This window comes from Rhodoferax sp. MLSD5-FHT05B10, from assembly GCF_058793415.1.
Genome location: NZ_JBXAFT010000007.1, coordinates 190,897 through 204,864, shown reverse-complemented (window position 1 = coordinate 204,864; position 13,968 = coordinate 190,897). Strand labels below are relative to the sequence as shown.

The window sequence follows — 13,968 nt, the reverse complement described above, 5'->3', positions numbered from 1 at the left end:
CCGCGGGGGTGCACGCGCACTCTTTGCCCCACCTTCTGGAATCCCTGTGTCTTTCCTTGCCGAAACCCGCCGCCGCCGCACGTTTGCCATCATTTCCCACCCCGACGCGGGCAAGACCACGCTGACAGAGAAGCTGCTGCTGTTCTCGGGCGCCATCCAGATTGCCGGCTCAGTGAAAGCGCGCAAGGCGTCCCGCCACGCCACCTCCGACTGGATGGAAATCGAGAAGCAGCGTGGCATCTCGGTGGCCTCCAGCGTGATGCAGATGGTCTACCGCGACCACGTCATCAACCTGCTCGACACCCCCGGCCACAAGGACTTCAGCGAGGACACCTACCGCGTGCTCACCGCCGTGGACTCGGCCCTGATGGTGATCGACGCCGCCAACGGTGTGGAGGCACAGACCCGCCGCCTGATCGAGGTCTGCCGCCAGCGCGATACCCCCATCATCACCTTCGTTAACAAGATGGACCGCGAGGTGCGCGAGCCACTGGACATCCTCGACGAGATCGAGCGCGAGCTGGGCATGCCCTGCGTGCCCATGACCTGGCCAGTGGGCCAGGGCAAGCTGTTTGGCGGCATCGTCAACCTGCGCACGCAGGCCATGACCGTGTTCGAGTCGGGCAGCGAGCGCCGCCCGCAGGACTTTGACACCGTGCCCCTGTCCGATGCCGCCACACTGGCGCAGCGCTTCGGCCACGAGTGGACCACCGCCATGGAAAGCATGGAACTGGCCACCGGCGCCTCCCCGGCGTGGGACATTGAGGCCTTCCTGGCCGGCAAGCAGACGCCCGTGTTCTTTGGCTCCGGCGTGAACAATTTTGGCGTGATGGAAGTGCTCGACGCCCTGGTTGACCTCGCCCCCAGCCCACGCAGCCGCACCAGCACCACCCTGGTCAACCGCCAGCCGGTGGTGAAGGAAGTGCAGCCCGAAGACGACGCCTTCAGCGGCGTGGTCTTCAAGGTACAGGCCAACATGGACGCCAACCACCGCGACCGCATCGCCTTCGTGCGCATGGCCAGCGGCAAGTACACGCCGGGCATGAAGCTCAAGGTCATGCGCACCGGCAAGGAACTGCGCCCCACCAGCGTGGTGACCTTCATGAGCCAGCGCCGCGAGGCGGTGGAAGAGGCTTACGCCGGCGACATCGTGGGCTTTACCACCCACGGCGGCGTGCAGCTGGGCGACACCATCACCGACGGTTCGGTCAACCTGCTCTACACCGGCCTGCCCTTCTTCGCCCCGGAAATGTTCATGACCGTGGTGCTGAAGAACCCGCTGCGTACCAAGCAGCTGCAGCAGGGCCTGGCCCAGCTGGGCGAGGAAGGCGCCATCCAGGTGTTCCGCCCCGAGATGGGCGGCAACATGCTGCTGGGCGCCGTGGGCCAGCTGCAGTTTGAAGTGGTGCAGCACCGCCTGAAGGCCGAGTACGACGCCGACATCCGCCTGGAAAGCTGCCAGTACACCGGCGCGCGCTGGATCACCGCCGACACGCCGGCCGAGCTGAAAACTTTTTGCGACGCCTACCCCATGCGCATGGCACGCGACGCGGCAGACACCCTGGCCTACCTGTGCACCAGCCCGTACGACGTGCGCCTGGCGCAGGAACGCTTCCCCAAGATCCATTTCCACCCGCTGCGCGAACATGCCGGTTTGGCCCTGCAGACCGCAGGTTGATTGCGCAGAGCGCTACTAAAACCGTAGCATGACCGTGCCCGTCGAGTCCTCCTCTTCCGCGCCAGTTCCCGGCGCGCGGCTGGGCCTGGCCAGCATTTTCGGCTCCACCTTCCTGGAGCTGGTGAGCCACTTCATGCTCATGCCGCTGCTCCTGCTGCGCATGAAGGGGGCTGACGTGTCCAGCACGGTGGCCGGGCTGTTTGCCTCCACCGGCTGGCTGGGCATTTTCCTGATGACGCCGTTCGCCTCGGCCGTGGCCCACAAGCTGGGCCGCCGCCCGGCGCTGTGGATGGCCGGTGGCGTGCTCACCCTGTCGGCGGTGCTGTTCGCCACCTCGGACCAGCTGTGGGTCTGGTTTGCGCTGAACCTGGCCTCCGGCCTGGCCATGGCCCTGCGCTGGGTGCTGGCCGAGGCCCTCATCGCCGAATTTTCTCCCCCCGGCCAGCGCGGGCGCTACGTGGGCTTCTTCCAGACGCTGGTCAGCGCCACCTTCATCGTCGGCCCCGCGGCCCTGGTATGGGTGGGCGCGGACAACCCGCGCACGCTGGCCATTGTGGTGGCGTTCTCGGTGCTGGGCTTGCTGTGGACCGCCTTCATTCCCCCTGTGCCCGATGCGGCAGACACCGCCACGGCCCGCGTCGGCGTGCACGGCCTGTGGCTGGCGCTGCGCGCCCACCCCATCATCATGCTGGCAGGCTTTGTGGGCGGCTTCTTTGAAACCGGCGTCACCTCCATCCTGCCGCTGTACGGGCTGGCGCTGGGCCTGGGCGCTGCCAGCGCGGCCCTGCTGGTGTCAGTGAGCGGTCTGGGCGGCGTGGCCCTGATGATGCCCGCCGGGCTGGTGGCCGACCGCTTCCAGGACCAGGCGCAAGGCCGGCGCACGCTGATGGTGGGGTTTGCCGGCATCACGCTGGTGGCCAGCTGCGTCATGCCTTTCGTCGCTGCCATCACCTGGCTGTCGTGGCCCATCGTGTTCCTCTGGGGCGGTGCCGGCGGCAGCCTGTACACCCTGTGCATGATCGACATCGGCGCGCGTGAGAAAGGCATCACGCTGGTCAACAGCACCGCCGTGCTGGTGCTGACCTACACGCTAGGCGGGTTGGTGGCGTCCGCCGCCTCCGGCGCGCTGATCGACTGGTCGCCCACGCGGGGCTTCCCGGCCGTGCTGGTCAGCGTGGCGCTGGTGGGGCTGGTGACCTTGCTGGTTGCGCAGCGAAGACCCGCACAGCCATCAGACAAAGCTCTCCCACGGTTCTGAAAGGCGGACAGCTCCGTTGATCAGGCCCACCATGGAGTAGGTCTGCGGAAAGTTTCCCCAGGCCTCCCCCGTCGCCGGCAAGGTGTCTTCGGACAAGAGCCCCACCGGATTGCGGCAGGCCAGCAACTGCCCAAAGATGTCCCGGGCCTCCTGTTCACGCCCCATCCGCGACAGGGCGTCAATACGCCAGAACGAACACACGTTGAACGCGGTTTCCGGCCGGCCAAAATCGTCTGCAGCCTCATAGCGGCGCATGAAGGGCCCATCACACAGGGCCAGCTCCAACGCCTTCAGGGTGCTGACGAAGCGTGGGTCGCGCGCGTCGATAAAACCCACTTCACACATGAGCAGCACACTGGCATCCAGACTGGAACCACCAAAGCTTTCCACGAAAGCCTGCCGTTTATCGCTCCACGCCTGCTGCAATATCTTGTCGCGGATGTGCTGCGCGCGCTCGACCCAGTGCGCAGCCCGCGGCGCCAGACCCAGCACCCTGGCAATTTTCCCTAACCGGTCGCAAGCGGCCCAGCACATCAGCGATGACGAGGTGTGTACCCGTGAACGCGTGCGCAACTCCCACATGCCGGCGTCCGGCTGGTCGTGCAGACGCCAGGCTTGCTCACCGGCGCGCTCCAGTTGCGCAAAGGCCCGCGACATGGCGGGACGAAACAGGCGCTGGTCGTGAAAGGATTGGGCCGCACCCAGCACGATGTTGCCGTACACGTCATGCTGGAAATGCTCGAACGCCTGGTTGCCCACACGCACTGGGCCCATGCCCCGGTAGCCACTGATGGCCTGGATCTCCTGCTCCACCAGATGGTGTTCCAGTCCAATGCCATACAGGGGTTGGACATGGCCGTCATCACTGCTGCTGACGATATTCTGCAGCCACTGGAGGTAGCTCTCCATGGTGCCCACCTCCGACAAACTGTTGAGGGCCCGCACCACAAAAAAGGCATCGCGCAACCAGCAATAACGGTAGTCCCAGTTGCGCCCGCTGTCTGCGGCCTCCGGAATGCTGGTGGTCATAGCCGCCACAATCGCACCGGTTTCCTCGAACTGGCACAGCTTGAGGGTGATGGCCGAGCGGATCACCACATCCTGCCATTCGTAAGGCAGCGCCAGCCGCCGGGTCCACCCGCGCCAATAAAAAGCCGTATGTTCCTCAAACTCGCGCGCCGTATCTTCAATCGAACCAACCAGGGTTTCGTCCGGTCCCAGCAACAGGCTCACGGGAGCGGTCAACAGGAACCAGCGCTCATCCACCACATAGGTCGGCGGAACGGAGGTATTGAGCCGCACGGTCTGCTCGGGCAGCACGTAACGCAGGTGATGGCTGCCACGGGTAATGACCGGCTCGGCAGCGCCCCACTCGCCCTTGGGGCGTACGATGAAGCGCACGCGCGGGTGACCTTGCAGCGGCCGAACCCTGCGCACCAGCTGCGCCGGGCGAAACATGCGGTCATGGTGCAGGAAGCGCGGCGCAAAATCCGTCACCTCGACCACATCGCCTTTGTCCCCGATCAGACGGGTGCGCAATATGGCCGTGCCCGCGTCGTACGACTGCTCGGTACGCACCAAGCCCTCCAGCTCAACCCCCATGAAACCTTCGCGCGCTGCATCCGGCGCACCGCACAACAGCGATTGGAATACCGGCGTACTATCGAAACGGGGGCTGCAGTACCAAACGATGCGGGCCATGTGATCGATCAAGGCGCTGATGGCGCAGTTGCCCACCACGGCCAGACTCAGTGTGGCCCCTCCACGGGAGGGCGTGGTAACCGTATCTTCACTTTGCATGGGAAGCCTTAAAATACATTTGTAGCAATATATTAAACGCGTTCGATTTGGACCTGAGAAACAAAGCGTTCATTGCCACTTTACACACAAGTGCATTCAAGTCACGTTCGTGGTATTTACCTAACAGGAGAATTTCAGCGACATGATGAAAACTTTCAGACTACAACTGCGCTTTCTCGCCCCCCTGATCGTGACGCTGGTGGCAACCGCTTATCTGGCGCTCCCCTTGGTCGATGGCTTGACCTTGCGCTGGTTTTCCCGGGATTTGAACCTGCGCGGCAATCTGGTAACCAATGCCCTGTCCGACTCCATCGCAGAAGCGCTGAAAAATGACAGCGTCAAGCGCCTGCAAACCGTCTTCAATCGCTCGGTTCTGGATGAACGTCTGGTGGGCATCGGGCTGTGCTCCGACACGGGCACCTTGCTACTGAAAACCTCTGGCTTTCCCGCGTCACTGACCTGCGCCAAGGCGCTGGAATATTCACAAAATACCGACTCGGTTCTGCACCTGGACAGCGGCACGGTCCAGGTGGGACTGCACGCGGTCAACGGTGAGGCCGGACGTGTGGCCGACCTGATCGTTCTACATGACCTGAGCTTCATTGAACGGCGCAGCCAGGATACGCGCAAATACCTCATCCTGCTGATTGCCGCACTGGGCATCACCATCGCATTCATCACCATGGTGGTGGCCCAATTGAGTTGGCGTGGCTGGGTTTCGGGAGCCCGAGCACTGTTGCGCGGCGAAGGTTTGATCAAGCCGATGGGCGCGCCGGCGCCCGAACTGGCGTCGTTTGCCGCCGACTTGCGTACCCGCTTGCGCGACCTGGACGACGAATACCGGCGTGCCGCCGGACCCGACGCCGAATGGAGCCCCGAGCGACTGCGCTCCCTGCTGCGCACGCAACTGCGCGGCGACCAACTGATCGTGGTATCCAACCGCGAGCCCTACATCCACGACCACATCGATGGCAAGATAACCGTCAAACGCCCAGCCAGCGGGCTCATCACTGCAGTGGAACCCGTCATGCGCGCCTGCTCGGGAACCTGGATTGCCCATGGCAGCGGCAGTGCCGACCGTGACGCAGTCGACTCGAAAGACCGCGTACGGGTCCCTCCAGGCAAAGATGACTACACCCTGCGCCGCATCTGGATGAGCAAGGAGGAGGAAGACGGCTACTACTACGGCTTTGCCAATGAGGGGCTGTGGCCGCTTTGCCATGTGGCGCATGTGCGCCCGGTTTTCCGCGAGTCGGATTGGCAGCACTACCGCACGATCAACCAGCGCTTTGCCGACGCGGTTGTGGCGGAGGCTCTCAGCGACGACCCGGTGATTCTGGTGCAGGACTACCACTTTGCCCTGCTCCCGGCCATGGTCCGCCAGAAACTGCCCAACGCAACCATCCTCACCTTCTGGCACATCCCGTGGCCCAACCCGGAATCTTTCGGCATTTGTCCCTGGCGGAGCGAAATCCTCGAAGGTCTCCTGGGCAGCACCATTCTGGGTTTCCACACCAAATACCACTGCAAGAACTTCATGGAAACGGCGGACCGGAACCTGGAAGCCCGCATCGAGCACGAGCACTCCACCATCACCTACCGGGGTGAGGAAACGTTCATCGAGAGTTACCCCATCTCCATTGCCTGGCCCAGCCCAGCCGAGACCCAGGGCTGGCCCACCGTCGAAGAGTGCCGTCGTGAGGTTTTTGCCGCCCACGGTCTGGCGCCCGACCACCGTCTGGCTGTGGGGGTGGACCGCTTTGACTACACCAAGGGGATCATCGAACGTCTGCATGCGGTCGAACGCATGCTGGAAAAATACCCGCAGTGGGTGGGGCGGTTTACCTTTATCCAGGTAGCGGCCCCCTCGCGAAGCGCCCTGGACGAATACCGTTTCTTCCAGGAACGGGTGCAGCACCTCACCGAGCGCATCAACACCCGCTTTGGGACGCCCGGCTACCAGCCGGTGCACCTGCTGGCCCAGCACCACGAGTCCGAAGCCCTGACCGTGCTCTACCGGGCGGCGGACGTCTGCCTGGTCACCAGCCTGCATGACGGCATGAATCTGGTGTGCAAGGAATTTGTTGCGGCACGCGATGACATGCAAGGCGTCCTCATTCTGAGCCGATTTGCCGGCGCGGCACGCGAGTTGCAGGAGGCGCTGATTGTCAACCCGTACCACGTGGAAGAAACAGCAGATGCACTGTTCCGCGCCATCACCATGCCCACCGCAGAGCAGCGCGAACGCATGGCCAGCCTGCGCATGACGGTGCGCGAATTCAACGTCTTCCGCTGGGCGGGACGCATGCTCGCCGACGCTGGCCGCTGGCGGCTGCGCAAGCGCATCGAGGCACGTGTCATCAGCCACCAATCCATCCCGTGAAGCATTTGTTTTCCAACGAAGGCCAGCGTGCGCTGGCCGCCGTACTGGCCCGCAGGCCCCTGCTGGCGTTCGACTTCGATGGCACGCTGGCACCCATCGTGGCGCGCCCGGACGACGCCCGGGTGTCTGCTGCCGTGTCGCATCGACTCTCCCAGTTGGCGCACTGGCGACCCGTGGCCATTGTCACAGGCCGCAAGGTGGCTGATGTGGCACCGCGTCTGGGGTTTGACCCCGCCTACATCGTGGGCAGCCATGGCGCAGAAGACCCCGAACTGGCCCCCTCGGTCGCCCATGAAGCCGCAATGGCTTCAGCGCGAACGTACATTGCCGCACATGCTGCGGCGCTGGAGGACGCTGGCGTCACGATCGAAGACAAGGGGAACTCGATGGCCCTGCACTACCGCCTGGCGCGCGATCGCGAAAAAGCCCAGCAATGCATTGCCTCCACGATTGCCCACATGGGCCCCGGCCTGCACACCTTTGGCGGCAAGTTCGTCGTCAACCTGGTGGCGGAACACGCCCCCAACAAGGGCGATGCCGTGCAACGCCTGGTCGCCCGTTCACAATCCGGTGCGGCGCTGTTCGTGGGGGATGACGTCAACGACGAAGCGGTCTTTGAGATTGCTCCAGACCACTGGCTCACCGTACGCATCGGGAGGGATACCCCCGGGTCGCACGCCCAATTCTTTCTGGATTCCCATGCAGAAATGGCCCACATGCTGCAGCTGCTGATCGACTTGCGCCCCAGCTAGTCCCAGCGCAGGGCAATGCTCTTCATGGGTGCCTTCAATGCATGGCAAATCTAAAATTTCACACCCGACCAGTACCTACATCACAGGTACCGGTTAAGCAAATTTTCCAGCAATTCTTGTTGACCCGAGCGAGGAGAGATGTCCACGTTGGCTTGCAATACGCGCTCTGCGACCACCTCCAGACTGCTCTGCCCTTTCAATGCTTGCTGCGCCCACGCGGCATTCCACCCGGCGTAGCGTTGCTCCACTTTTTGTTCCAGCGCACCGTCCGTCAACATTTTTTCGGCTACCAACAAGGCGCGGGCCGACACATCCATTCCGCCGATGTGGCCATGGAACAAGTCTTCAGGGTCGATGGACTGGCGACGCACCTTGGCGTCGAAGTTCAGCCCGCCGGTGGTAAAGCCCCCGCTCTTGAGGATCAGGTACAGCGCCAGCGCGGTTTCGGGAATATTGTTGGGGAACTGGTCGGTGTCCCAACCGCATTGCATATCGCCACGGTTCATGTCGATGGAGCCGAAGATACCCAGGTCTAAGGCGGTAGAAATCTCGTGCTCAAAGCTGTGCCCCGACAACGTTGCGTGATTGGCTTCGATGTTGACCTTGATCTCCTTGTCCAGACCGTAGCGGGTCAGAAAACCGTACACCGTGGCAGTATCAAAATCATATTGGTGTTTGGAAGGCTCACGCGGTTTGGGTTCGATCAGGATGGTGCCCTTAAAGCCGATCTTGTGCTTGTACTCCACCACCATATTCAGGAAGCGGCCCATCTGGTCCAACTCCTGGCCTATGCGCGTGTTGAGCAGGGTCTCGTAACCCTCCCGGCCACCCCACAACACGTAGTTCTCTCCCCCAAGCTTGAGCGTGGCATCCATAGCCTCCTTCACTTGCAGGGCGCCCATCGCAAAGATTTCAGGGTTGGGGTTGGTCGCTGCGCCCGACATATAGCGACGGTGGCTAAACAGGTTGGCCGTACCCCACAGCAGCTTCATGCCGGTCTCGGCCTGCTTGGCGGCCAGCACATCCACCATCTCGCGCAGGTTGTTTACGCTGTCGCGGTGGGTAGCACCTTCCGGGGCCACATCACGGTCATGAAAGCAGTAATAAGGGGCGCCGAGTTTGGCAAAAAACTCGAACGCCGCGTCCGCCTTGGACCGGGCTCCGGCCATGGGATCGGCCATGGTCTGCCAGGGCCGCTGAAACGTGTCGCCGCCAAACGGGTCCAGTCCGTTCCAACAGAAGCTGTGCCAATAGCACACGGCGAATCGCAGGTGGTCTTCCATGCGTTTCCCCAGCACCACGCGGTCTTTGTCATACCACTTGAAGGCCAGTGGATTGGAAGATGCTGGCCCCTCAAAGGCCACGGGAGAGATCTTGGAAAAGTAGGAGCTCATGATTGTTATCCGTTGGTGATGAAAAAACCGTGCAATCAAGCCCCGGAGGGCGCATACAAGGCACGAAACTGGGCGTAGCGCGCAGCAAGTAACGCTTGCTCGCTGGCATCGGGCTGGTAGCTGGCGTCTACCTCCGGTACTTGGCACACGGCACCGACCGGCGCACCAGTGGCCAACCAGGCCAGGCGCGCCGCTCCAAGGGCGCCGCCCACGGCGTAACTGCCATGGGTAACGATTTCAATATTCAATGCGGATGCGAGTTGCTGCGCCCAGAGCGCGCTGCGCGCACCACCCCCCACCAATGACAGACGGGGCACGTTGCTGCCCGCAGCGTTCAACGCGGCCAGCCCGTCTTGCAGGCCAAATGTCACCCCTTCGATAACGGCGTATCCCAACCGGGCGGCATCCGTATCAAAACTCAAACCATGAAAACTACCGCGCACGTGCGCATCGTTGTGCGGGGTGCGTTCTCCACTCAGGTACGGCAAGAACAAGGGCGCTGTGGCACGCTCAGTTAGCGAAAGTGCAGTCGCTTTCCCGGCCACCACACCCGGGTTTTCCGCGCCCAGCAGTTCCGTTACCCATTGCAAGGCACTAGCCGCCGAGAGCATCACGCTCATCTGGTGCCAACGCTGTGGCAAGGCGTGGCAAAACGCATGCGTGGCACTGGCCGCATTGGGCTGGTAGCTGGGTGTAACAACAAACAGCACACCACTGGTGCCCAGCGACAGTAACCCCTGACCGCTCTCCGTGGCCCCCATGCCGATGGCACTGGCTGCGTTGTCACCCGCCCCACCGGCCACCACAATACCCGGAAGCAGGCCCAAGTCGTGCGCTACCTCGGCTTTCAGATAGCCCCCTGGCGCGCTACCTTCTACCAGGTGCGGCATATGGGCCTGGGTGAGACCGGTCAACGCCAGTGACGCATCTGACCACGCACGCTTTTGCACATCTAGCCACAAGGTACCGCTGGCGTCAGACATGTCGGTCACGTACTCACCGGTGAGCATCAAGCGCACGTAGTCTTTGGGCAGCAGTACCTTGGCTACTTGCGAAAAAATGGCGGGTTCGTGCCCGGACACCCAGCGCAGTTTGGGCGCAGTAAGACCCGGCATGACCAGGCTACCGGCCAAGTCACTCAGGCTGGGCATCTCGGCCATCATCTCCGCGCACTCCGCCACACTGCGCGTGTCATTCCACAAGATGGCCGGACGCAGCACCCGGTCTCGCGCATCCAGAAGAACGGCACCGTGCATCTGGCCGGAAAGACCCATGCCACGCACTGCCGCGTACTCCTTTGGGAAACTTGCACGCAACTGCGCCAGGGCCGACTGGGTTGCACTCCACCAGTCTTGCGGCGCCTGTTCGCTGTAGCCCGGGCCCGGGCGTGAAACGGTCAGCGCGGTGCCTGCCGTTGCAAGCACATGGTGCTGATCGTTAAGCAAAAGCGCCTTGACCTCGGAGGTGCCGATATCGATACCGATGAACATGGAATTAGATGGTTATTGTGTTGGTCGCGGCTGTACGGGAATGCATGGGCCGTAACTCGTGGTGCAGCACCAGCGCAGCGGCCCCCACGGCCGAGGCCAGCAGGCCGTAACGCGCAGCGCGCACGGCTGGTGCAGGCATTCCGGCGCTGGTTGCATAGGCCTGCAACGTGTTCTGCGCCACCTGCACGATGGCGGGGTAACGATGACACGAAGGCCCCCCCACCACCAGCATGCTGGGGTTGAACGTAGTCCACAGGTTTTGCAGCACTACTCCCAAATAGTGCCCTCCTTGCCCAGGGTCGGCCAGCTTGTCCAACACGCGTGTCCCAAAAAATGTTTCGGCGCACCCCTTGCGTCCGCATGAACACAAAGGCCCGTCAATCTGCAGAATGCTGTGGCCAATTTCACCGGCCATGCCCTGCGCCCCGGTGAACAACCGGTCATTGAGCACAATGCCGGCCCCCACCCCCACGCCACACGAGACGAAGATGAGAGAGTTATTGGCATCGCTCTCAGAAAACTCGTATTCGCTGAGCGCAGCGGTGTCTGCTTCGTTTTGCACATGCACCGGCACTTCCGGCACCCCCGCCTTAGCCAGAGCCCGGGTAATCTGCGGTACAAAATCTACATTGCGCCAACCCAGATTGGGCGCAAAGCGCAGCATGCCGGTAGCCTCATCAAAGGCCCCTGGCAGGCTAATACCCACCCCACACAGCTGCATGCCGCGCTGAATCAGCGTTGCGTGGCTGCCCGCTACCAGACCAGCCGCTTGTTTGCACACCTCTGCCGGTTTGGTGCCGCTCAGCGGCACTTCGAGAGAATTCAGCACCTCGCCCAACAACGAGACGCACACCACCCGCAGGGTCTCCACGGCCACTTCGACGCCAATCAGCCCACGGACGCGGCCATCAATTTGCAGCGGTGTCGAGGGACGCCCCAGACCCGGTGCTGCAGTGACATCGGTTTCGGTCAGCCAACCTTCGTCCAACAATTCGCGCACCAGCAGACTGACCGTGGATTTGGTCAAGCCACTGATTTGCGCCAACTGCGCCCGGGACAGGCTCGGCTGGCTGCGGAGCAGACGTACCAGCACACTGCGGTTAATGCGTTTGACAAGTTGTTGATCGCCGGTAGTTTTCATGGTGTTGCTGGTTATGCGCTAGGCCTCAAAGAGAGAGGGTTTGCGCTATATCGTGAGGCTGTTTTCCTGCGATGATCATGCCAAGAACGTCATCTTCCACAACGTCTGTTGTGCGGTAGGTTCCCACCAATTTTCCGTTCTTCATTACCGCCAGACGGTCACTGAGACCAAACACATCGGGCATGTCGTGGGTGATCAGGAAAATACCCACGCCATCTGCCTTGAGCTGGCGGACCAGACTACCCACCATGGCGGTTTCTTCGGGGCCCAGGGCCGCCGTGGGTTCGTCCATGATCAATATCTTGGCGTTGAAATAGATGGCACGCGAAATGGCTACCACCTGGCGCTGTCCGCCCGAGAGGCGGCGCACCGGTGTGCGCACATTTTTGAAATTTTTGTTCAACCGGTGGAAAACCTTGCGGGCGTGCGCATCCATACGATGGTCGTCCAGCGTTCTCCAGCGGGTCAGCAGCTCGCGCCCCAAGAACAGGTTGGCTACCGCGTCCAGGTTGTCGGCAAGCGCCAGCGTCTGGTAAATCGATTCAATGCCGCAGCGCTGCGCATCCACAGGCGTGCGAATGTGCGCCTTCTCCCCACTGATAACGATCTCGCCGTTATCAAGTGGATAAGCCCCGGCCAGCATTTTCATGAGCGTAGACTTGCCCGCTCCGTTGTGACCCAGCAGCGCAACCACCTCGCCGGGGTACAGATTGATGCTCACATCATCCACCGCCTGTACGCCGCCAAACGCCTTGCCGATGTGGCGCATTTCCACCAAGGGGGTTGGGGTCTGGCTCATACGGTGTCTCCTGTCATGCGGCGGTAAACCACATCAAACACCACGGCTGCGATAAGTACCTGGCCGATGATGACGTAGCGCACGCCAATTGAGACATCGAGCAGCAACATGCCGCTATCAATGGATTGCATGATGAGCGCCCCCAGCACCGAGCCAAAAATCGATCCACTGCCACCGGCCAGAGCGGTTCCGCCGATCACGGCGGCTGCAATCACATACAGCTCCATGCCGCTGCCCAGCGAGTTGGTGCCGGCATTCAGGCGCGCAATGGAAACGATGGCGGCGATGGTGATGAGCACCCCCATAAGCGCGAACAACATCAGCGTAACGCGTCGCACCGGAATACCCACCAGTGCGGCCGCCTCGGGGTTGCCGCCCATGGCAAACACATACCGGCCAAAGCGTGTGCGGCGCACGATAAACGACAAGATCAATGTCACTGCGGCCCAGATCAGCACTGGAATCGGAATACCCTGTGGGCCATCCTTGCCGGGTATCTCATAGCCATTCATGGCCGCCACAAAACCCACCACGATTAGTGCGGGAACCAGGACCAACGCCATATCCAGCCACAAGGGGCTATTTGGGACTTCGTACGCAGTACGGGCCTGGCGCTTGATACACATTTGTACGAACAAGGCCAGAATGAACACCGCCGCCAGCGCCCAACTGGCTTGTACGCCGATTGCGCCGTCATAGCCACCGCCCAGGCGTTGGAAAAACTCATCGCTAACCGGCTGTGTCTTGCCATCTGCCACCAGAAAGGCCGCGCCGCGAAAGGACATTAATCCACCCAGTGTGACAACGAAGGAAGGCACACCCAGTACAGCAGTCAGTGCCCCCTGGTACAGCGACACGACGATTGCCACGGCCATTCCAGCCAGGCTCGCCGGCACCCAATGCCACCCAGCGGTATACATCAGGGTGGCAATCAACACACCGACAAAACCCATAACCGAGCCCACCGACAGATCAATGTGACGCGCCACGATGACCAGTACCACGACGGTGGCAATCACGCCGACAACGGCTGTCTGCTGTGCAATGTTGTAAAGGTTCTCGGGGGACAAAAACAGTCCGCCGGACATGACGTTGAACACGATGGCAATCGTTGCCAGCACCGTGCCCATCATCACCAGACGCCAGTCGATGGCGGCCTGCTTGAGCGAGTTCAAAACGGGATTCACATGCGTTCTCCGCAAGACATCAAAAAACTGCGGGCTGAGCCCAGCCCGCAGTTGGAGGGCATTACGCTCTCGCAAGGAAATAACGC

General features: G+C 62.0%; 10 protein-coding genes. 4 read left to right on the top strand and 6 right to left on the bottom strand.

The window, feature by feature from the left end; all coding sequences use genetic code 11:
* The first annotated feature begins 46 nt into the window (after positions 1 to 46).
* Positions 47 to 1,678, top strand: a complete 1,632-nt coding sequence (locus AC1Q5W_RS13200) for a peptide chain release factor 3 (RefSeq protein WP_492645067.1) — start codon at positions 47 to 49, stop codon at positions 1,676 to 1,678.
* 28 nt (positions 1,679 to 1,706) lie between these two features.
* A complete protein-coding gene (locus AC1Q5W_RS13195) occupies positions 1,707 to 2,936 on the top strand; it encodes an MFS transporter (RefSeq protein WP_492645066.1) in 1,230 nt (409 codons plus the stop codon).
* Here AC1Q5W_RS13195 and AC1Q5W_RS13190 read toward each other — a convergent pair.
* Positions 2,910 to 4,736 (bottom strand): glycoside hydrolase family 15 protein, encoded by a 1,827-nt coding sequence (locus AC1Q5W_RS13190; protein WP_492645065.1) that lies wholly within the window; start codon positions 4,734 to 4,736, stop codon positions 2,910 to 2,912. The genes AC1Q5W_RS13195 and AC1Q5W_RS13190 overlap by 27 nt on opposite strands.
* 145 nt (positions 4,737 to 4,881) lie before the next feature.
* On the opposite strand from AC1Q5W_RS13190, the gene AC1Q5W_RS13185 reads away from it, so the two are divergent.
* Both AC1Q5W_RS13185 and otsB read left to right on the top strand, forming a co-directional pair.
* Entirely contained in the window at positions 4,882 to 7,119 is a 2,238-nt protein-coding gene (locus AC1Q5W_RS13185) for an alpha,alpha-trehalose-phosphate synthase (UDP-forming) (protein ID WP_492645064.1), read from the top strand.
* Positions 7,116 to 7,871, top strand: coding sequence for a trehalose-phosphatase (gene otsB / locus AC1Q5W_RS13180; protein ID WP_492645063.1), 756 nt, complete (start codon positions 7,116 to 7,118; stop codon positions 7,869 to 7,871). Before AC1Q5W_RS13185 ends, otsB begins: the two co-directional genes overlap by 4 nt.
* 80 nt (positions 7,872 to 7,951) lie before the next feature.
* On the opposite strand, the gene xylA is transcribed toward otsB, so the two are convergent.
* From xylA to AC1Q5W_RS13155, 5 genes are read right to left on the bottom strand one after another with little or no spacing between them, the layout of a single operon-like run.
* Positions 7,952 to 9,265 (bottom strand): xylose isomerase, encoded by a 1,314-nt coding sequence (xylA, locus tag AC1Q5W_RS13175; protein WP_492645062.1) that lies wholly within the window; start codon positions 9,263 to 9,265, stop codon positions 7,952 to 7,954.
* 35 nt (positions 9,266 to 9,300) lie between these two features.
* The gene (xylB, locus tag AC1Q5W_RS13170; protein ID WP_492645061.1) at positions 9,301 to 10,755 is read right to left on the bottom strand and encodes a xylulokinase; all 1,455 of its coding nucleotides are present in this window, start codon (positions 10,753 to 10,755) and stop codon (positions 9,301 to 9,303) included.
* Between the two features lie 4 nt (positions 10,756 to 10,759).
* A complete protein-coding gene (locus tag AC1Q5W_RS13165) occupies positions 10,760 to 11,896 on the bottom strand; it encodes an ROK family transcriptional regulator (RefSeq protein ID WP_492645060.1) in 1,137 nt (378 codons plus the stop codon).
* Positions 11,897 to 11,921: 25 nt separating this feature from the next.
* Positions 11,922 to 12,695: an ATP-binding cassette domain-containing protein gene (locus AC1Q5W_RS13160; RefSeq protein WP_492645059.1), complete on the bottom strand. Its 774-nt coding sequence runs from the start codon at positions 12,693 to 12,695 to the stop codon at positions 11,922 to 11,924.
* Entirely contained in the window at positions 12,692 to 13,828 is a 1,137-nt protein-coding gene (locus AC1Q5W_RS13155) for a sugar ABC transporter permease (protein ID WP_492646162.1), read from the bottom strand. Before AC1Q5W_RS13155 ends, AC1Q5W_RS13160 begins: the two co-directional genes overlap by 4 nt.
* Positions 13,829 to 13,968 lie beyond the last annotated feature (140 nt).